The organism is Caballeronia sordidicola (assembly GCF_000729995.1).
In the GTDB taxonomy this organism is placed as follows: domain Bacteria; phylum Pseudomonadota; class Gammaproteobacteria; order Burkholderiales; family Burkholderiaceae; genus Caballeronia; species Caballeronia sordidicola_A.
In genome coordinates this window covers 108,140-126,729 of the sequence record NZ_JNFG01000006.1, presented here as the reverse complement: position 1 = coordinate 126,729, position 18,590 = coordinate 108,140, and the positions used below count along the sequence as shown (strand labels likewise).

Genomic DNA, 18,590 nt, shown 5'->3' with positions numbered 1-18,590 from the left:
GCGCTTAAGGAAACGCGTATTTTAACGCGAACGCGCTGAGTCAATTAAGTCCAATCGACGCGCAGGTTGTTAAATCTTCTATGAATATCGCGAACGTCATAGAGGAAAAGCTCCAACTATGCACAGATGAATGGAGTGCGCGAAAGACATGTTTGATCCGATCCATGCGTCCATACCGTGATGGACGTCATGCGAGGCTCGCGAAAGGCGCGCAGAAACCTCGTCACAGGAGTCACAGGAGTCGCAGGGGCGCCCGACGCCCCTGTGTGATCAGCTCAGAAGAACTCGCGCGCGGCAGACCCGAGTACAGCAATCACGCCGCGCGCCGTGCTTGCACGGAGCCGCTGCAAGTATTCCGCCAAGTCAGCGCCGTTGCCCGAACATCATTTGTCGTGCCAGCACGGTTTTAACCGGCGGGACAAGTTCCAGCGCGCTCAACGCCAATCCTCGCATCGCAGCGAGTGGCGCAAAATCGATGGTGAAAAGACGCGCAAGCGTATCGGTCGCGCCAATCGTCATACGCCGGTCCAACGCACGCCGTTGAGCAAAAAGACTCAACGCGACCATCGTCGGGCCGTTCGTCGATAACGCGTCGCACAGCGCGTGAGCATCGCGTAAGCCCAGATTGAGCCCTTGTCCCGCAACGGGATGCAGCGTTTGCGCAGCGTTGCCGATAGCGACCGTGCGCCGGTCGACCAGCGCATTCAGCGCATTTAGTCCGAGCGGGAACATCGCCCGTCCGGTGATGCGCGTGAATCGGCCCAAGCGCTCGCCGAAAGCCGAGCCGAGTTCCGCGAGGAATTCAGCGTCCGGAAGTTGTGACCGGCGGGCCGCCTCTTCAGGGTCGCAACACCAGACGAGCGCGTAGTCCGCTTGACGCGCGCCGCCGGACGGCAGCAACGCAATCGGCCCTTCGGGCGTGAAGCGTTCCCACGCGACGCCAGGTTGTGGCGACGATACGCTCACCGTCCCGACAATCGCCGTCTGGCCATAATCGCGCGTGTTCTTGCCGTCGGCGGAAAGAGCGGACGAAGCGGACGAAGCGGACGAAGCGTCCGCTTCCTTGTATAACCCGCCTTCGGCATTCACCAGAATGCGCGCGCGGATCGTGCGATCGCCGGAGGCTGATTGGATCGAGAGTGTGACGCCCTCGTGATCGTGTAGAGGTGTTGATGCCGTGGTTTCCGCGAACCAATGCACGCTGGTTTTGCTGACCGCTTGCGCAAGCGTTGTAACTAGCGAGCCATAACGCACGACATAACCGAGCGCAGGCAACCCGTGTTCATCGTGATCGATCAGCGTGCGGCCGAACTGGCCACGTTGCGATACGTGAATGCGTTTGATTGGCGTGGCATCGGCGGGAAAACCGAGCGACGATTCAAGCATCGCGCGGCTGCCATGCGAAACCGCGATGGCACGCGGATCAGCCGACGCCGCCCCAGGCTCGCGTGCATCAATCAACGCCACCGACAAGCGCGACGTCGCGCTGCGTTTCGCCAGCCAGCCGGCGAGCGCGAGTCCAACCGGACCCGCACCGACGATGGCGATATCGAAGTGATAATCGGCTGGCGGAGCATCGCCGATAGTTTCCGCGGTTTCAATTTGCATCTGGCGTTTGCGCGTCGCGCATCAAGGCTTCGATTTCGTCGGCATCTACTGGCACTTCCCGCGTCATCAACTCGCAGCCATTGGCTGTGACGATGGCGTCGTCCTCAATCCGGATACCGGTGTTCGCGTACCGTTCGGGTACATCTTCAGCTGCGCGAATGTACAAACCCGGCTCGATGGTCAGCGTCATGCCCGCCTGCAAGGTGCGCCACGCGCGTGCGCCCTGGTCGTCGAGTTGCGCATGGGCGTCGCGATAATCGCCGGCATCGTGCACGTCCATGCCGAGCCAGTGGCTTGTCCGATGCATGTAGAAGCGCTGATAAGCCCGCTCGGCGATGACATCGTCCACGGTGGCGAATTTGTTGCGGTCGATGATCCCCGTGTCCAGCAAGCCCTGCGACAACACACGGACTGCGGCTTCGTGCGGCGCGTCGAAACTGACGCCTGCGCGGGTGGCGTCGACGGCGGCGTATTGCGCGGCCAGCACGATATCGTAGATTTCCCTTTGCGCCGATGTGAACTGCCCGCTCGCCGGAAACGTGCGCGTGATGTCGGACGCGTAGCCGTCGAGCTCGCACGCGGCGTCGATCAGGACCAAGTCGCCCTCGCGCACGATCGTGTTGCCCGCCGGGTAGTGCAGCGTGCAGGCATTTGCGCCGGCCGCGACGATCGTGCCGTAAGCGGGCGCTTGCGCGCCGCGTCGGCGGAACGTGTAAAGCAGCTCGGCTTCGATTTCGTATTCGTGCATGCCGGGGCGGCAGGTTTGCATCGCGCGCCGGTGCGCTTCGGCCGAGATCGTGCCTGCGCGCCGCATGATCTGAAGTTCGTGCGCGTCTTTGATGAGGCGCATTTCGTCGAGTACTGGCAGCAAATCGATCGCTTTCGTGGGTGCTTTCACGCCGATCCGGCTCTGTGCCCGAACCGCCGCGAGCCAGCCGCGAACCTGCTCGTCGAGTTCGGCGGAACTGCCGAGCGCGTAGTGCAGCGCGGGGTTATCGGCGAGCAGGCGGGGCATTTCCGTGTTGAGCTGATCGATGGGGAACGTCGCGTCGAAACCGAACGCGAGGCGTGCGCCTTCAGGGCCGTAGCGGAAACCTTCCCAGGTTTCGCGTTCGGCGTTCTTCTCGCGGCAGAACAGGATGGCTGCGGGATCGTCTGCGTCGGCGCTGGCATTGAGGACCAGCGTTGCTTCCGGTTCCGTGAAGCCCGTCAGGTAATAGAAGTAGCTGTCGTGGCGGAACGGGTAATCGGCGTCGCGGTTGCGCATGACTTCACGCGCAGTCGGAATGATTGCCACGCCGCCGCCCGATTCCCGCAGCGCCGCGAGGACACGGTCACGGCGGTTGCGGTAGACGTCGACGGCTAATAAGGATTGGGCTTCAGTCGATGAGTTCATTCAGCGATTGTAGCGCCGCCTCCGCGATGCTTCACTCCTTCGCGTCGGGCGCTTGATCTGCGGCGGGTTGGGCTGCTGCCGGCCGATTCCGTACGCTGCCGGCGATCAGGTCGAAGCGGAACAGGCGGCACTCGAGCGCGCCGTTGAAGAGCGGCGTTTTTGTAGATTCACGCAGTCGCAGCATGCCCGGCAGTTTTCGATCCGATGTCAGCACGTACGCGCGCCATCCCGGAAAGCGCTGCTTGAGTGCGTTGCCAAACGAGATGAAGAATTCCTGATCGGCCGGATCGGGTTGAGCGCGGTGGAACGCTTCTTCGTCTTCATCGCGGCCACGATTTTTCGGTTCGCGAAGTTCGCCGCGCGGGCCGCGTCCGCGTACTTCAATCCGTTCGCCATACGGCGGATTCGCGACCAGAATGCCGGGCGTGTCCGACGGCGGTGTCATGTGGCGGGCATCGATTTGTTTCAACGATAGTTCCGGCAAACCCGCGCGTTCCAGGTTCGCGTAGGCCTTGTCGAGCATATCGCCGGAAATGTCGCTGCCGTAGATCTGGATGTCCGCACGCGATGACTGCGCGGCGCGTTTGGCATCGACGGCTGCGCCTTTCAGCTTTTGCCATGCGTTCACGTCGTATTGCTTCAGCTTTTCGAAGCCGAAACCGCGGTCAACACCCGGCGCAATGTTCAGCGCGACCTGCGCGGCTTCGGCTAGGAAGGTGCCGCTACCGCACATCGGATCGAACAGCGGTGTGCCGGGCGTCCAGCCGGTCAGGCGCAAGATTCCGGCGGCGAGGTTTTCCCGCAAGGGCGCGGCGCCCTTGTCGAGTCGCCAGCCGCGTTTGAAGAGCGGATCGCCGGAGGTGTCGAGGTAGAGCGTACATTCGTTCAGCGTCAGGAACGCGAAGACGCGGACGTCGGGTTGCGCTGTGTCGACGCTTGGGCGGTTGCCCGTCAATTCGCGCAAGCGGTCGCACACGGCATCCTTCACGCGCAGGGTCGCGAATTCGAGGCTGCGCAAAGGGGATTTGATCGCGGTGATATCGACGCGAATGGTTTCATTCGGCGAGAACCACTTTTCCCATTGTTGCTGATACGCGAGTTCGTAGATGTCGTGTTCGCTGCGATACGGGCCTTGGGCCAGTTTCAGCAAAACGCGGCTGGCGATGCGCGAATGCAGGTTGGCCGCCATGCCGGCGGCCCAGCTACCGCGGAAATGCACGCCGCCGGGGACTTCCTTGCCGGTTCTGAATTGCGAGCCATCTACATGCTTCGCCCCGATTTCGCCGAGTTCGGCCGCAAGCGGGGCCTCGAGACCGCGCGGGCAGGGGACAAACCAGTCGAAAAGGAAAGTAGTGGCCATGGGGCGGTGCTTTTTTGGGAATCGAAGGGGGATATTGTACGCGGGGGAGGGGCTCAGCTTGATGAGACTGGCAAATGGCGTGCTTGTAGCCGACGGCGGTTACGTTATGCGGCAAGTAACACCGTAGCGCCGAAATAGATCCTCATGAACGCATAAATCTTCCGGCCTTTCGCTCCAATAGCCCAACTAATTCCGGGTCCATGAACTCATACTTATCCGGGATATCCAGACACACAATCCGTTTGCCGTTCAAATATCGACCGAATTTCTTCGTCAGTTTGACCTTGTGCCGTCGTTCCATGACGAACAGCACGTCCGCCCACTTTATTTGCTCTGGCTCGAGCGGCGTCGCCGCATCGGACGCCAAGCCGGCCGAATCCGTCTCGACACCGGGCCACGACGAAAACACCTGCTCAGCCGTCGGGCTTCTCAAGCGATTTCTGCTGCATAGGAAGAGTGCTCGCATCGATTATCTTTTAACGACAATCGAGCAGCAGCTGACGGTTTCCACGATGTTCAATCGCGCAACCCGTCAGCCACAACTTCAAAATGAGCGAGCATGTCGCCATGAGAAATCGTCGTGGTTTCATCGAAGGTAGCTAACCGAGCGCAAGCTATGGCCTCAATGCGACGATCCTCACGTTCGTTCATGATCGACTCGTACTCTTCCATCGACATCACCAACCTCACTCCACCGCCTTCACCATATCCTCGATCACCTTCTTCGCGTCCCCGAAAACCATCATCGTCTTGTCCATGTAGAACAGTTCATTATCCAGTCCGGCATACCCCGCCGCCATGGACCGTTTATTCACGATGATCGTCTTCGCCCGATACGCCTCCAGAATCGGCATGCCCGCAATCACCGATTTCGGATCAGTTTTAGCCGCCGGGTTCACCACGTCATTCGCCCCCAGCACCAGCACCACGTCCGTCTGCTGAAACTCGCCGTTGATGTCCTCCATCTCGTGGACCAATTCATAGTCCACCTCGGCTTCAGCCAGCAACACGTTCATATGCCCAGGCATCCGCCCAGCCACCGGGTGAATCGCGTACTTCACGTCGATGCCTTTCTCGATCAGCTTATCGGTGAGTTCCTTCAACGCGTGTTGAGCGCGCGCCACGGCCAGTCCGTAACCCGGCACGATCACTACCGTTTCCGCATTGCCGAGCATGAACGCGGCGTCATCGGCGGAACCGGATTTCACCGGACGTTGCTCTTGCGCACCGCCCGTTGCCGCCGCACCGCCTTCGTTACCGAACCCGCCCAACAACACGTTGAAGAACGAACGGTTCATCGCGCGGCACATGATGTACGACAGAATCGCACCCGACGAACCCACCAGCGACCCGGCAATAATCAGCATCGGGTTATTCAGCGAGAAGCCGATACCCGCTGCCGCCCAACCCGAATATGAGTTGAGCATCGACACGACCACCGGCATATCCGCGCCGCCGATCGGGATAATGATCAGCACGCCGAGCGCGAACGCGATCGCCGTCATGATGACGAACGGCAGCCAAGACTGCGTCAGCATGAAGATAATGCCGAATCCGAGCATCGCGAGGGCGAGCAGCAGGTTGATCATGTGCTGGCCGGGATACACGACCGGCGCGCCCTTGAACAAGCGGAACTGGTACTTACCCGACAGCTTCCCGAACGCAATCACCGAACCGGAAAACGTGATCGCGCCCACGAACGTGCCGATAAACAATTCCACGCGATTGCCCACGGGAATCGGTTCACCCAATGCCGCAAGACCAAACGCTGAGGGTTCCGAAACAACGGCGTACGCAATACACACCGCCGCCAGACCGATCAGCGAGTGCATCGCGGCGACCAGTTCGGGCATCTTCGTCATCTCGACTTTCGCCGCGACATACGCACCAACCGCACCGCCGACCACGAGCGCCCCGAACAGCAAACCTAAGCCCAGCGACAGATCCGATCCCAGCGCCGAAGCCTGCTTCACGATCAACGCGATGGTCGTGAGAATCGCGATCGCCATTCCGGCCATGCCGAACGTATTGCCGATGCGCGCGGTCTTCGGATTCGACAGCCCTTTGAGCGCCTGGATAAAACACACCGAGGCGATGAGATACAGGAGAGTGACAACGCTCATGCTCATTGCGCGGCCCCCTTCGAAGCGTGGGTGATTTGCTTGGGCGCTTTCTTCTTGAACATCTCGAGCATTCGCCGCGTGACCAGGAAGCCGCCGAACACATTGACCGCTGCCAACAACACCGCGAGCGTGCCGAAGAACTTGCCTGCATCGCCAATCGTCAAGCCGGCTGCGAGCATCGCGCCGACAATCACGATCGCCGAAATGGCGTTTGTCACCGCCATCAAAGGCGTGTGCAACGCTGGCGTGACGTTCCACACCACGTGATAGCCAACGTAGATCGCCAGCACGAAGATGATCAGGTTGATGACCGTGTGATTTACCAGTTCCATGTCAGTCTCCTTTTATCCCGCGCGTGACCTGGCCGTCGCGGCACAGGAGCGTCGCGGCGACAATGTCGTCGGCCATATCGATGTTCAGCGTCCCTTCCTTCGTCACAATCAGCTTGATGAAATCAAGCAGGTTGCGGGCGTAGAGGGCGGAAGCATCGGTGGCGACCATCGAAGCGAGATTGGTGTAGCCAACCAGATGCACGCCGTGCTTCATCACGACCTGATCGACTTCAGTGAGCGGACAATTGCCGCCGCGCCGGCCTTCGAATTCAGGACCGCGTCCGGCAGCCAGATCGACGATGACCGAGCCCGGTTTCATCTGCTGAACGGTTTCCGCCGCGATCAAAGTAGGCGCGGGGCGTCCGGGAATCAGCGCGGTCGCGATGACGATATCGGCTTGTTTTGCACGTTCGGCCACCAGCACGGATTGCCGCGCGAGCCAGCTTGGCGGCATGGGACGCGCGTAACCGCCAACGCCGACCGCGGCTTCGCGCTCTTCATCGGTTTCGTAGGGGACTTCGAGGAACTTCGCACCCAGCGATTCGATCTGCTCCTTCACGGCCGGACGCACATCGGACGCTTCGATCACCGCGCCAAGCCGCTTGGCCGTGGCGATAGCCTGCAAGCCCGCCACGCCCGCACCCAGCACTAGCACGCGCGCGGCTTTCACGGTGCCGGCGGCGGTCATCAGCATCGGCATGAAGCGCTGATAGATATTGCTCGCGACCAGCACAGCCTTGTATCCGGCGATGTTCGCCTGCGACGACAACACGTCCAGGCTTTGTGCCCGCGTAGTCCGCGGGGCGGCTTCCAATGCAAACGCGGTGATGCCGGATGCGGCCAGGCGCGCGTTGTTTTCGGCGTTGAATGGATCGAGCATGCCGGCAATCACCGCGCCGGACTTCAGCAGCAGCAATTCGGCTTCGTTGGGCGAATGAACCTTGAGGACGAGATCAGCGGCAAACGCGGTGTTCGCATCGACTAGCTCGGCGCCGGCAGCGGCGTAGGCATCGTCGATATAACTCGCTGGCACACCCGCGCCGCTCTGCACCGTGACCCGGTGACCTTGCGACACGAGCTTCTTGACCGTCTCCGGCGTGGCGGCGACGCGCGCCTCGTTCGCCCGCGTTTCGGCAGGCACTCCGATATGCATCTTCAATCCTCCTCACGTTCTAGTTTTTGATCTGGCCGTGTGCAGTCGCTCGTGTCTTGTAAGCGGAGACGCCTGTGCACGTGATTAAGCGGATGTTTAAGCTGCTATTTGCGACTGATCGTCACTGTAACCGAAACATTCGCGAAAAATGACGCCATCGGGCAACAACGTGCACTCACCCCGCGGGCGACGTAAAAACGCGCAAAACGGTAAAATAGCGTCCCATGAAACCAGAACGATGGACACCTCGCGTGACGGTCGCGGCAATTGTGGAACGGGACGGGCGCTTTCTCGTGATCGAGGAGCACACGTCGGACGGGCTCAAGATTAATCAGCCCGCCGGACATCTGGAAGCCGGAGAAACACTCGTCGACGCCGTGAAGCGCGAGACGCTCGAGGAAACCGCGCACCGTTTCGAGCCGCAGGCGCTTGTCGGCACGTATCTCACGCACTTCGAGCGGCCGGGAAGGTCGGTCACGTATTTGCGGTTTACGTTCTGCGGCACGACGTCGGGCGAAGTGCCCGGCATTACGCTGGACTCGGGCATCGTGCGGGCCATGTGGCTTACCGCCGACGAATTGCGCACATGCGCCGACCGGCACAGGTCGCCCGCCGTGCTGGAATGTCTCGATCATTACCTCGCCGGGCGGCGCGTGCCGCTCGACTTCATTCATACGCACTCGGTCGCGCCGGTGCAGGTTGAGGGCTTGAGCTCGGACTCATCAGCCTCAGGCCAGTAACGCAGAGATCAAAATGAGCAAGGCCGGAAAACAGAAAGTCGTGGTGGGCATGTCGGGCGGCGTGGATTCGTCGGTCACCGCATGGCTGCTCAAGGAGCAGGGCTACGACGTAATCGGCCTGTTCATGAAGAACTGGGAAGATGACGACGACAGCGAATACTGCTCGACGCGGCAGGACTGGATCGACGTGGTGTCGGTGGCGGACCTGATCGGTATCGACGTGGAAGCGGTCAACTTCGCCGCCGAATACAAGGATCGCGTGTTCGCGGAGTTCCTGCGGGAGTACTCGGCCGGCCGTACGCCGAATCCGGATGTGCTGTGCAACGCCGAAATCAAGTTCAAGGCCTTCCTCGACCACGCGATGTCGCTGGGCGGCGAGACCATCGCGACGGGGCATTACGCCCGCGTGCGCGAGCGCGACGGGCTGTTCGAACTGTTGAAGGCTACTGATTCGACCAAGGATCAATCGTACTTTTTGCATCGGCTGAATCAGGCGCAGTTGTCTAAGACGCTGTTTCCTCTCGGCGAGATGCCCAAGACGAAGGTGCGCGAAATCGCGGCGCAGATTGGCTTGCCGAACGCGGCCAAGAAGGATTCCACCGGCATTTGTTTTATCGGCGAACGGCCGTTTCGCGAGTTCCTGAACCGCTATCTGCCGACGCAACCCGGTCCGATGAAAACGCCTGATGGCCGAGTGATCGGCGAGCATGTCGGGCTGGCGTTCTATACGTTCGGTCAGCGTAAAGGTATCGGGCTCGGCGGCAGCAAGGACGGCAGCGGCGACCCGTGGTTCGTCGCGGGGAAGGACATGGCGTCGAACACACTGTATGTGGTGCAGGGGCATGACCATCCGTGGTTGCTGTCGCACTCGCTCGTGGCCGGCAATACCAGTTGGGTCGCGGGCGCCGCGCCGGTCGAAGGCACCGTTTGTGCAGCCAAGACGCGGTATCGGCAATCGGATGCACCTTGCGTGGTGGGGGCATCGGGGCCCGTAGACGGCCGCTTCGAACTCCGTTTCGACGATGCCCAATGGGCCGTCACGCCAGGACAATCGGCCGTGCTTTATCAGGGCGATGTTTGTCTGGGCGGCGGGATCATCGAATCGGCCGCGACTGCGCAACCTGTGCGACGGGACGCGCGAGCCGCGTTGCTCACGGCGCGGTAGGCTCTCTGCTTGCTCTAACTCACGCTGATTGGGAGCGGGCTGCGGTCCGCTTCTTTGCGTGCGCCTACTGGCCAGGAAGCACGCACAAACCACGTACAAATCAGTAATTCGCAAAAAATCGGTACATACCCGTGAACTGTGGGTGCCTTCTGAACAGTCCAGAGGGGGAAAATGGATGCCCCCTGATGAAAAGCTGGAAAAAAGTTGATGAAAAGCTGGTGAAAAAACGTACAAAGATCTTGACTATCTATCTTCTAGTAGATAAATTAATGTCATGCGATACAAGATGAAATACGCAAAACGCGATGACAAGATGAATTGCAAGACAAACCAACGACGTACCTGAGATTGGCGCTGCGAGCCCGAGTGAGTTGATCGGGTCGTTTCTACGCTACGAGGTACGAGCGCAACAACCCTACGAAAGTAGCAAGCCAAAACCGAAATGATTACCGACAAGACCCCTGACAAGAACACTGTGCGCGAGCAATTGCTCGATCACGCCCAGGTTTTGCTGATGACCCGCGGCTACAACGGTTTCAGTTATCGGGATTTGTCGACGCTGGTCGGCGTGAAGACGTCGAGCATTCATTATTACTTCCCGTCGAAGGAAGATTTGGTGCTCGAAGCGGTGAACACGTACAGCGCGGATGTCATGTCGTCTATTTACGCCATCGACAGCTCCGCCTCCGCCGAGAAAAAGCTCGACCGGTATGTAAAGCTGTTTGGAAAAATTGTGGGCGAGGGCGATCAGGTTTGCCTTTGTGGGATGCTTGCCGCTGATATTGAATCGCTTCCCGAAGGCGTCCGTCATGCGGTTCAAGCTTTCTTTAAAGCTAACGAAACCTGGTTGGCAAAGGTGCTGGCCGAAGGCGAGAAGCAAGAAACATTGAGAGTGAATGGAAAGCCTGACGCCACGGCGCGTGCGTTGTTCGCGGCGTACCAGGGAAGTCTGCTGGCCTGTCGACTATTTCACACGAAGGTACGTTTGGACGAAGTCACTCAAACCGTGAAACGTTAATTCACGATGTGAATGTAAACGCGGTGCTTAGAGTTGAGTTATTCGAAAGAATTAAGTCCCGCGTGAAGGCCCGCAGAATAGTGCGGCAGATAAAGCGCGGTGCGTTGGGAAAGGGCGCATCTGCCGTTGCCTGCCGGCATCGTTGGGAATGTTGTTAATAATGATTTGCCGTCTTCCAAAATTAGCACTTATCGATTTATCTATCTTCAGATAGGTAGATTTTGATTGCCGATTTTATATGCGGGCGGGTTATTTTGAAGTTATTTTTACCGTCATCAAAAAGTATTGAAGAAGCCGGGCCGCCAAATTTGTAACTTGGCACCTAAATGGTGAATCAATACGACGGTTTTACTTTTTCGTCGATCAGGCTGAGTTGCAATCCGTTGCGACTGGCGCGGTCGCTTGGTTGAACGCTTGGTTGAACGCTTGTCGGACGCTGCCACGCGGCAGTTCGCATGAATTTCGTCCTAGCTCTTGCGTGGCTAACCAAAAGGTTAGCCAGACCTTGTCGCGCTATTTAGTTATCTATCTATGAGTAGATAAAATTTGAGATGTTGATCCGTTTTTGTACCTCGTTTTCGGTATTCCGTGTTTCAGCCGTTTTGCGTCGCAAGTCGCAGGGAGCCTCAGGCATTACCCGTTTTACCCAACCGCATCAACCCGGGTTCCACACCGGGCCCTAACCCGCCGTCCCCTTCACTAACAGGAGTGAACCATGTACAAGCTCAAGTCCTTCGCCATCGCCTCGGCTGTAGCAGCATTTCTTGGGGCAAGCGCTGCGGCGCAAGCCGCTCCGGTGCTCGAACCTGTGACGCAGCAGTTTATCGACGCGCTCACGGCGCAAAAAGGACCGCCGATCTACACCGTGTCTCCCGCCGATGCCCGCAACGTCCTCGCTGGCGCCCAGTCGCAGCCGGTATCGAAGGAAGCCGCGCAGATCGAGGACCGCGTGATCGACGCCGGCCCAACGGGCAAGATCGCGATCCGAATCGTACGTCCCGCCCACGCTAAGGGCGTGCTGCCCGTGATCATGTATTTCCATGGCGGCGGCTGGGTGCTGGGCGACAAGAATACGCACGACCGCCTGGTCCGCGAGATCGCGAACGGCGCACAGGCCGCGGTGATCTTCGTGGATTACGATCGCTCGCCGGAGACGAAATTCCCGGTGCCGACAGAAGAGGCCTACGCCGCCACGCGCTACGTGGCTGAACATGCAAAGCAGTTCAACGTCGATGCAACCCGTATGGCCGTAGCAGGCGACAGCGTCGGCGGCAACATGGCGGCGGCCGTCACGTTGATGGCGAAAGAGCAGGGCGGCCCCGCGCTGCGTTACCAAGTATTGTTCTACCCGGTTACCGATGCGAATCTCGACGACGGCTCGTACAACGAATTCGCCGATGGTCCGTGGCTCACCAAAAACGCGATGAAATGGTTCTGGGACGCCTACGCGCCGAACGCCGCCGATCGGGACAAAATCACGGCGTCGCCGTTGCGCGCATCGCTTGATCAGTTGAAGGGCTTGCCGCCCGCGCTCGTCATCACCGACGAAAACGACGTGCTGCGCGACGAAGGCGAAGCGTATGCGCGCAAGCTGTCGCAGGCTGGCGTCCGGGTGACGGCAGTGCGCTATGCCGGCACCATCCACGACTTCGTCATGCTCAACGCGCTGGCCAACACCCCGGCTACGCGCGGCGCGATCGATCAAGCGAATACCGTGCTGAAGAAGGCGCTGGCGAAATGAGCGGCGCCGCACGCGGGTAATCGCCACGACAAGCAAAAGCCCCACGCGTGGGGCTTTTCAAGTCATGCTCACTGCGGCAAATGAAGCCTCAGTTACCGTCAGTCAGCAATGTATCGATGAAAGACTGGCGCTGCGACAAACGCTGAAGGTGCTTATCCAGATTGGGATATTCCTCGCGCCAGTTCAGGTCGGGCGTCCGGAAATCGAGATATCCGAGCGCGCAACCGCAAGCGATATCGGCGAGGGTGAAGTGATTCGCCGAACACCAATGCTTGGCGGCGAGCCCTTTTGACATGGCCTTCAGGCCGTCGTCAATTTTGCGCTGTTGGCGCACCACCCACGCCTCGTTGCGCTGCCCTTCCTCGCGCTGGGTGCTTTCCAGGCGAATCAGAACGGCGGCGTCGAGCATGCCGTCGGCGAGCGCTTCCCAGCATCGCACTTCCGTGCGTTCGCGGCGCTCCTGCGGCAGTAGTTTGCCGACCGGGGTGAGCGTGTCGACGTATTCGCAGATCACGCGCGAATCGAAAACGGCTTCGCCATCGTCCAGGATCAGGCACGGCACCTTGCCGAGCGGATTGAAACTATGGATTTTCGAATCCGATGCCCAGACGTTTTCGAGCACCAGTTCGCAGTCGATTTTCTTTTCTGCCATCACAATCCGCGTCTTTCGGACGTACGGGCTGGTGAGCGAACCGATCAGTTTCATCATCTGTGTTGTCGTTTCTGCAAAGATTAGTCACGGAGATGGATATTAACCGCCCGAACGCGCGCCGACTGTAAATTCAAGATAGCGGCGTTGTGGTCGGGCGACAAAAAACCCGGCGCACCTTTCGGTGCAACCGGGTTGCTGTCCCGGAGCCCGGAGTCGCGCTCCTGACAGGGGCTTTGGCTTCTACGCCGCGTCATGTCAAGACGTAGCGCGCAACCATGTCAGCCATATTTATTGTGCAGGCGCAGCCGCGTTTGCAGACATGGCAGCGGCGGGGCAGGGAAGCACCGCCGGCACGCGAGCTGCGATTTTTCCGGACTTGCCGGCCGTAGCGGAAGACGACACGGGCACAGGCACCGCGCTCACCGTCCGAACCCCGGCGGAAATCTCGCTGGCGAGTTGATCGACCGCTCGCCGATGCCCCGCCACCAGCGCGTCATATCCGGCATCGACAGTTTGCCCGGCCACGGTCCGGCACGTCAGGACAGCCTCGTTGTTCACGCCGCGCACGCTCCAGACGGCATCGATCAACGCGCGCCGGCCCGGCGACGACTCGAAGCGCTGAACATTCACCTTCACGCGGTATACCGGTACGCTCTCGGGATGCGGCGTGCCGTAAACGTCGATGGCGCCCAGTTGCTGCGACAAGTCCGACGACAGCGCGCGCCGGACTTCATCGGCGGGAAGGGACGCCCAGCGCTCGTCCTCGAGCACCCGGACTTGCGCCGAGCCGTCCTGCACGACCATCTGGTTTTTCGCGACTTGCGGCGGCATGTCCACCGGCGACACTTCCAGATAGAACGACGCGGGCGCGGCCGTTCTCGTCGCGGCGTCGTTGCCGCCGAGCGTGTAAAAACGGCTGGCCGGCGAACTGCTGCACGCGGCGAGCGCGGCGACCAGGCCAATCGCCGACACCCCACCGACGGCCCTCACTACTCTGGCCAAGCTCATGGCTTATCTCCTGGTTTTCCACGCACGAGCGATTCCGGATGACGTTCCAGATAATCGGAGAGCGCGTTGAGCGATTGCAGCGTCCGCGTGAGTTCCTGCAGCGCCTGATGAACATCGGATTGCAGCGGCGAGTCCTGCTGCAGCGTGTTTTGCGCCTCGCCGAACGTTTTCCGTGCGGCGGTGAGCGTGTCGCGCGCTTCGGGCACAACTTCCGTACCGAGCTGGTTAAAGAGGTTGTTCGCGTTCTTCAGCGCGCTGTTCAGGTTGTTGCCAATATCGTCGAAGGGAATCTTGTCCAGTTTCTTCGCGATGTCCGCCACCTGCAGTTGCAGTTCGTCGAGCGTATTGGGCACGGTTGGCAACTCGAGCGGATCGGCCGTGGGGTCCACCGTGGCCTTGGCCGCTTTCGGGAAGACATCGAGCGCGACATAAAGCTGCCCGGTCAGCAGGTTGCCGGTACGCAACTGTCCGCGCAAACCGTTCGACACCAGTTTCTGCAGCAGTTCCTGTCCGGCGACGGTGTTCTGGCGCGGCACCGAGTCCCGGAAACGCTTGCCCAGCCGGTCCGGATAGATATTCATGGTCACCGGCATCTGGAAGGCGCGCGTCTTCGGGTCGTATTCGATCCCGATGCCCGTCACGCTGCCGAGCAGGATGCCGCGGAAATCGATTGGCGCGCCCACCGACAAACCGCGCAGCGACTGGTTAAAATTCATGACCACGCGGATTGGCTGGCCGTCCGGATCGCGCATGGAGTCCTGTTCGTCCGACCCGAGACGGAAGGTCATGTTGTCCGGGGCCTGCTGTCCGGGCTCCTGGTTCGGCGGTGTCTGGAAGGCAATACCCCCCAGCACGACGGTCGCCAGCGACTGAGTGTTCAGCTTGAAGCCACTCGCATCCAGCCGCAGGTCAACGCCGCTTGCGTGCCACCAGCGCGAATTCGACCCGACATACTGATCGTACGGCGCGTTCACGAACACCTGCATGGTGACGCCCGTGCCGTCCTTGTCGAGTGAAAATCCGACTACTTGACCGACCTGCACGCGCCGGTAATAGATAGGCGAACCGATATCGATGGAGCCCAGCGACTCACCGCGCAGGGTGAACTGCCGCCCTTTTTGATCGCCCGTTACGGCGGGCGGGGTTTCGAGCCCGACAAAATGCGTCTCGTCCTCTTTGGACTTCCCGGCATCCACGCCGATATACGCACCGGACAACAACGTGCCGAGCCCGGTCACGCCGCTTGCCGCCACGCGCGGACGCACGACCCAGAAGCGCGAGTCTTTCACCGCGAAGTCCTCGGCGACCTTGGTCAACTGGACGTCGACGAGTACGCGCGAGTGGTCTTTCGACAGCGTGATTTCCTTGACCGTGCCGACATCGACGTCCTTGTATTTCACCTTGGTCTTGCCGGTCTCCAGGCCTTCGGCGCTCACGAAGCTAATGGTAATCGTCGGTCCGCGTCCCGACACCGATTTCACCACCAGCGCAATGCCGATCAGCGCGGCGATCAGCGGGATCACCCAGACGAGCGACGGGATCCAGCGGCTACGCGGTTCGATCACCGGTTCCGGAAGATTGGGCGGCAAGCCACCGCCGCCGCCCGCGTTTCGCGACGGCTCGTTCGGGCCTTTGACGGGGTTGTTCGAAGGACCTTGCGGGCTAGTCATGTTTCTTTCCTGAAGGTTCGATGTGATCCCACATCAGTCGCGGGTCGAATTGCATGGAGGCCAGCATGGTGAGCACCACCACGCAGCCGAACGCAAGTGCGCCCGGCCCTGGCGTGATGACGGCGAGTGAACCGAAGCGCACGAGCGCGACGGTCAGTGTCACGACAAAGACATCGAGCATTGACCATCGGCCGATTTTTTCGACGATTCTGTACAACGTCGTGCGCTGGCGAGGACGCCACTTGGAGCCCGATTGGGTGGCCCAGGTGAGAAACGCCAGCGTGCCGAGCTTGAGCATCGGCACGAGAATGCTGGCGATAAAGATGATCGCGGAGAGCGGATAGTCGCCATCGTTCCAGAACATCGCCACGCCGCTCATGATCGTGTCGTCTTCGGAACCGACGATCGACGATGTGTGCAGCACCGGATACAAATTCGCCGGAATGTACAGGATCGCAGCGGACAACAGCAACGCCCAAGTGCGCGCGACCGCGTCCGGATTACGCCGATGCAGCGGCGAGCCGCAGCGCACGCAAAGCTGGCGCTCGACCGTGAACACGCGCTTTTGCACGCGGTTGCACGCGTGGCAGGCGATCAGCCCCGCCTCCTTGGCCGTGGTGAATACCGGCTCGGGCGTGTCGGCTCCTTCAATTGCTTCGGGAGCGCCTGGGGTTGGGGGCGTGTCGGTCATGGCTTAATCCCTGGAGCGGCTGCATCGGGCGGCGCGCCTTCCGGCGATCCTTGCGGCGAGCCTTGCTGTGTCCCGCGAGGCGGCGCGTATGGATGCAGCAGGTCAGATGCGGTACTGGACTGCGGCTCGGTCGAATAAGCCGATACCCCGCCGGACCGGAGGCCGCCGAAAGGTGTATACCGCAACGGTCCGTGACCTCCGACCCGCTCGGCGATGTCCCACAGCGCGCGCGGGTCGAAAGTGAGAATGACCGCGAACAGCAAGGTAAGCGCGCCGAATGCGAATAGCGCCGCTTCCGGAATCACGCGGGCGATGCTCACCATTTTCACGAGCGTGACCAGGATTCCAAGCATGAACACTTCGATCATTCCCCACGGCCGCACGAACTGAATCGCGCGTAGCACCTGGCTGAAGCCGGCCGGAATGAAACCCGCGCGCAAGGGCACGAGCAGATACAGCATGGCGACCAGTTCTGTGAGCGGAAAGAGGATGGTCGCGCAAAAAACCATGGTGGCGATCACTTCCATGTTCTCGCCCCACAACGCGACAATTGCACCAATCAGGGTCGTTTGCGACGTAATGCCGTTCGTTTCCAGTTCCACGATAGGAAAGGCCTGCGCGATCAGAAACGTGATCAGCGCGGCAAGCGTGATGGAGCAAAGCTTGTCCAGATTCGACGAAACGCTCTGGTAGAGCGTGGCGCCGCACCGCGTGCATTTCGCGGAGCTGCGGGAAGGCAGTGCGCGCTTATGAAACAGTGTGTCGCATTCGTGGCACGCGATCAGATCGTCTTCTTCCATAGGCGGAAAACTGGGCTCGTATTGGCGTGTTGTTTTAGTTTCTTGAACGTCGTGGTTCCGGAGCGGCTGCATAACAGAGCAAGGGCCGGGCCAGCGGGCATGGTAACAAACGGCGGGCTGCCACGCGGAAGAAGCTCGGAGACCTGATTCACCGTCCTGTCACAGAAGGCGCTGCGGCACGGGCTCATGCCGGTGAGCGGACTTTGATTGGCTCCTCGTACGGATGTAATCCCGAATGGAATTGTTGGCGTGCCCGGCTCGTTAACCTGACTGAAAGCCCGAATACGAGCCTGGATAACAAGCCACCGATACCAGATTTGTAACGCGGGCGCGGAGGGATCGGCAACTATTTCTTTAGCGAAAAGCCGGTTTTTACTTGTTCGGGTAGGATGGCGGCCTTGAGACCTTATCGTCGGGTTAGTGCGGATACCGCGCGTTACACCGCTTGGGGTCAAGTCATCAATTGCGCATTTTTTCTGGTGGACCACGTATGGAACGCAGCCCGAATTTCGCCAGCTCCGACAGCTACAGCCGGACCGCGATCGGCCTTCACTGGCTGATCGCGCTGCTGATTGTATGCGGCTTCTATCTTGGCTGGATCATGACCGATATTCCCGGTTTCACGCCAACCAAGCTCAAATACTTCTCCTGGCACAAGTGGATCGGCGTGACGGTGTTCGCGCTCGCCGTCGTGCGCGTGCTCTGGCGCGCCACGCATACTGCGCCGGCCATGCCGCGGCGCATTCCCGCCTGGCAAAAAGGTGTCGCCCACCTCACGCATTTTCTGCTGTACGCGCTGATGCTGGTGATTCCGGCGTCCGGGTATCTCTATAGCTCGGCGGCCGGCATTCAGGTCGTGTATCTCGGGCTGATACCGTTGCCGACGATCATCGGACCGGATACCGCGTTGAAAGTCACGCTGAAGATGGTTCATATCTACCTGAATTACACGTTGCTCGTGCTTGTTGTCATGCACGTGCTGGCGGCGTTGAAGCATCATTTCGTCGATCGTGACGGTTTGCTCGCACGCATGATTCCGTTCCTTCGGTAAGCGTCCGGTAAGCACTGCCCGGTTCGCATTCATCGGAAATGAGGTGCAATTGATTCCTTGTTGTTGATAGCCAGTTTCCTCC

At 60.1% G+C, this 18,590-nt stretch carries 18 protein-coding genes; 5 read left to right on the top strand and 13 right to left on the bottom strand.

The features are described from left to right. Positions 1 to 363: 363 nt before the first annotated feature. From FH08_RS0106300 to FH08_RS0106260, 8 genes are all read right to left on the bottom strand, one after another. A complete protein-coding gene (locus FH08_RS0106300) occupies positions 364 to 1,608 on the bottom strand; it encodes a UbiH/UbiF/VisC/COQ6 family ubiquinone biosynthesis hydroxylase (protein ID WP_031357511.1) in 1,245 nt (414 codons plus the stop codon). Continuing rightward, on the bottom strand, positions 1,598 to 3,004 hold the full coding sequence (locus FH08_RS0106295) for an aminopeptidase P N-terminal domain-containing protein (RefSeq protein ID WP_031357510.1): 1,407 nt from the start codon (positions 3,002 to 3,004) through the stop codon (positions 1,598 to 1,600). The genes FH08_RS0106300 and FH08_RS0106295 overlap by 11 nt, the downstream gene beginning before the upstream one ends. Positions 3,005 to 3,035: 31 nt before the next feature. Next, positions 3,036 to 4,364, bottom strand: a complete 1,329-nt coding sequence (locus tag FH08_RS0106290; RefSeq protein WP_031357509.1) for a THUMP domain-containing class I SAM-dependent RNA methyltransferase — start codon at positions 4,362 to 4,364, stop codon at positions 3,036 to 3,038. 142 nt (positions 4,365 to 4,506) lie between these two features. After that, positions 4,507 to 4,830 (bottom strand): low molecular weight protein tyrosine phosphatase family protein, encoded by a 324-nt coding sequence (locus FH08_RS0106280; protein WP_031357508.1) that lies wholly within the window; start codon positions 4,828 to 4,830, stop codon positions 4,507 to 4,509. A gap of 50 nt (positions 4,831 to 4,880) precedes the next feature. Further along, positions 4,881 to 5,015 carry a hypothetical protein gene (locus FH08_RS53980; RefSeq protein WP_268810817.1) on the bottom strand — a complete coding sequence of 45 codons (135 nt, stop codon included), beginning with the start codon at positions 5,013 to 5,015 and terminating at the stop codon, positions 4,881 to 4,883. A gap of 35 nt (positions 5,016 to 5,050) precedes the next feature. Further along, positions 5,051 to 6,493: an NAD(P)(+) transhydrogenase (Re/Si-specific) subunit beta gene (locus FH08_RS0106270; RefSeq protein WP_031357507.1), complete on the bottom strand. Its 1,443-nt coding sequence runs from the start codon at positions 6,491 to 6,493 to the stop codon at positions 5,051 to 5,053. Beyond that, positions 6,490 to 6,819, bottom strand: coding sequence for an NAD(P) transhydrogenase subunit alpha (locus FH08_RS0106265; protein ID WP_031357506.1), 330 nt, complete (start codon positions 6,817 to 6,819; stop codon positions 6,490 to 6,492). Before FH08_RS0106265 ends, FH08_RS0106270 begins: the two co-directional genes overlap by 4 nt. 1 nt (position 6,820) lies before the next feature. After that, complete coding sequence (locus FH08_RS0106260) at positions 6,821 to 7,972, bottom strand: Re/Si-specific NAD(P)(+) transhydrogenase subunit alpha (RefSeq protein WP_031357505.1); 1,152 nt, start codon at positions 7,970 to 7,972, stop codon at positions 6,821 to 6,823. A 224-nt stretch (positions 7,973 to 8,196) separates the two neighbouring features. Here FH08_RS0106260 and FH08_RS0106255 point away from each other — a divergent pair, with 224 nt between their 5' ends. From FH08_RS0106255 to FH08_RS0106240, 4 genes are all read left to right on the top strand, one after another. Beyond that, a complete protein-coding gene (locus tag FH08_RS0106255) occupies positions 8,197 to 8,712 on the top strand; it encodes an NUDIX hydrolase (RefSeq protein ID WP_051887820.1) in 516 nt (171 codons plus the stop codon). A gap of 13 nt (positions 8,713 to 8,725) precedes the next feature. After that, positions 8,726 to 9,877, top strand: a complete 1,152-nt coding sequence (gene mnmA / locus FH08_RS0106250; protein ID WP_031357503.1) for a tRNA 2-thiouridine(34) synthase MnmA — start codon at positions 8,726 to 8,728, stop codon at positions 9,875 to 9,877. A 442-nt stretch (positions 9,878 to 10,319) separates the two neighbouring features. Beyond that, positions 10,320 to 10,895 carry a TetR/AcrR family transcriptional regulator gene (locus FH08_RS0106245; RefSeq protein ID WP_031357502.1) on the top strand — a complete coding sequence of 192 codons (576 nt, stop codon included), beginning with the start codon at positions 10,320 to 10,322 and terminating at the stop codon, positions 10,893 to 10,895. Between the two features lie 715 nt (positions 10,896 to 11,610). Next, positions 11,611 to 12,636 (top strand): alpha/beta hydrolase, encoded by a 1,026-nt coding sequence (locus FH08_RS0106240; protein ID WP_031357501.1) that lies wholly within the window; start codon positions 11,611 to 11,613, stop codon positions 12,634 to 12,636. Positions 12,637 to 12,724: 88 nt separating this feature from the next. Here the strand turns inward: FH08_RS0106240 and FH08_RS0106235 are convergent, their stop codons facing one another. The 5 genes from FH08_RS0106235 to FH08_RS0106215 form a co-directional block, all read right to left on the bottom strand. Further along, the gene (locus FH08_RS0106235; RefSeq protein WP_031357500.1) at positions 12,725 to 13,345 is read right to left on the bottom strand and encodes a glutathione S-transferase C-terminal domain-containing protein; all 621 of its coding nucleotides are present in this window, start codon (positions 13,343 to 13,345) and stop codon (positions 12,725 to 12,727) included. A 231-nt stretch (positions 13,346 to 13,576) separates the two neighbouring features. Next, a complete protein-coding gene (locus tag FH08_RS0106230; protein WP_031357499.1) occupies positions 13,577 to 14,296 on the bottom strand; it encodes a PqiC family protein in 720 nt (239 codons plus the stop codon). Further along, complete coding sequence (locus FH08_RS0106225; protein WP_031357498.1) at positions 14,293 to 15,966, bottom strand: intermembrane transport protein PqiB; 1,674 nt, start codon at positions 15,964 to 15,966, stop codon at positions 14,293 to 14,295. Before FH08_RS0106225 ends, FH08_RS0106230 begins: the two co-directional genes overlap by 4 nt. After that, positions 15,959 to 16,657 (bottom strand): paraquat-inducible protein A, encoded by a 699-nt coding sequence (locus FH08_RS0106220; RefSeq protein ID WP_081889373.1) that lies wholly within the window; start codon positions 16,655 to 16,657, stop codon positions 15,959 to 15,961. Before FH08_RS0106220 ends, FH08_RS0106225 begins: the two co-directional genes overlap by 8 nt. Next, positions 16,654 to 17,457: a paraquat-inducible protein A gene (locus FH08_RS0106215; protein WP_075583295.1), complete on the bottom strand. Its 804-nt coding sequence runs from the start codon at positions 17,455 to 17,457 to the stop codon at positions 16,654 to 16,656. Before FH08_RS0106215 ends, FH08_RS0106220 begins: the two co-directional genes overlap by 4 nt. A gap of 490 nt (positions 17,458 to 17,947) precedes the next feature. Here FH08_RS0106215 and FH08_RS0106210 point away from each other — a divergent pair, with 490 nt between their 5' ends. Continuing rightward, positions 17,948 to 18,508 carry a cytochrome b gene (locus tag FH08_RS0106210; protein ID WP_031357495.1) on the top strand — a complete coding sequence of 187 codons (561 nt, stop codon included), beginning with the start codon at positions 17,948 to 17,950 and terminating at the stop codon, positions 18,506 to 18,508. The last annotated feature ends 82 nt before the right edge of the window (positions 18,509 to 18,590 follow it).

What these genes read in the sequence shown, in the direction of transcription:
- FH08_RS0106270 (WP_031357507.1), bottom strand. Translation starts at nt 6,493, where the DNA reads ATGAGCATGAGCGTTGTCACTCTCCTGTATCTCATCGCCTCGGTGTGT.
- FH08_RS53980 (WP_268810817.1), bottom strand. Translation starts at nt 5,015, where the DNA reads ATGAACGAACGTGAGGATCGTCGCATTGAGGCCATAGCTTGCGCTCGG.
- FH08_RS0106260 (WP_031357505.1), bottom strand. Translation starts at nt 7,972, where the DNA reads ATGCATATCGGAGTGCCTGCCGAAACGCGGGCGAACGAGGCGCGCGTC.
- FH08_RS0106290 (WP_031357509.1), bottom strand. Translation starts at nt 4,364, where the DNA reads ATGGCCACTACTTTCCTTTTCGACTGGTTTGTCCCCTGCCCGCGCGGT.
- FH08_RS0106230 (WP_031357499.1), bottom strand. Translation starts at nt 14,296, where the DNA reads ATGAGCTTGGCCAGAGTAGTGAGGGCCGTCGGTGGGGTGTCGGCGATT.
- FH08_RS0106235 (WP_031357500.1), bottom strand. Translation starts at nt 13,345, where the DNA reads ATGATGAAACTGATCGGTTCGCTCACCAGCCCGTACGTCCGAAAGACG.
- FH08_RS0106265 (WP_031357506.1), bottom strand. Translation starts at nt 6,819, where the DNA reads ATGGAACTGGTAAATCACACGGTCATCAACCTGATCATCTTCGTGCTG.
- FH08_RS0106245 (WP_031357502.1), top strand. Translation starts at nt 10,320, where the DNA reads ATGATTACCGACAAGACCCCTGACAAGAACACTGTGCGCGAGCAATTG.
- FH08_RS0106280 (WP_031357508.1), bottom strand. Translation starts at nt 4,830, where the DNA reads ATGCGAGCACTCTTCCTATGCAGCAGAAATCGCTTGAGAAGCCCGACG.
- FH08_RS0106240 (WP_031357501.1), top strand. Translation starts at nt 11,611, where the DNA reads ATGTACAAGCTCAAGTCCTTCGCCATCGCCTCGGCTGTAGCAGCATTT.
- FH08_RS0106300 (WP_031357511.1), bottom strand. Translation starts at nt 1,608, where the DNA reads ATGCAAATTGAAACCGCGGAAACTATCGGCGATGCTCCGCCAGCCGAT.
- FH08_RS0106220 (WP_081889373.1), bottom strand. Translation starts at nt 16,657, where the DNA reads ATGACCGACACGCCCCCAACCCCAGGCGCTCCCGAAGCAATTGAAGGA.
- FH08_RS0106215 (WP_075583295.1), bottom strand. Translation starts at nt 17,457, where the DNA reads ATGGAAGAAGACGATCTGATCGCGTGCCACGAATGCGACACACTGTTT.
- FH08_RS0106210 (WP_031357495.1), top strand. Translation starts at nt 17,948, where the DNA reads ATGGAACGCAGCCCGAATTTCGCCAGCTCCGACAGCTACAGCCGGACC.
- mnmA (WP_031357503.1), top strand. Translation starts at nt 8,726, where the DNA reads ATGAGCAAGGCCGGAAAACAGAAAGTCGTGGTGGGCATGTCGGGCGGC.
- FH08_RS0106255 (WP_051887820.1), top strand. Translation starts at nt 8,197, where the DNA reads ATGAAACCAGAACGATGGACACCTCGCGTGACGGTCGCGGCAATTGTG.
- FH08_RS0106295 (WP_031357510.1), bottom strand. Translation starts at nt 3,004, where the DNA reads ATGAACTCATCGACTGAAGCCCAATCCTTATTAGCCGTCGACGTCTAC.
- FH08_RS0106225 (WP_031357498.1), bottom strand. Translation starts at nt 15,966, where the DNA reads ATGACTAGCCCGCAAGGTCCTTCGAACAACCCCGTCAAAGGCCCGAAC.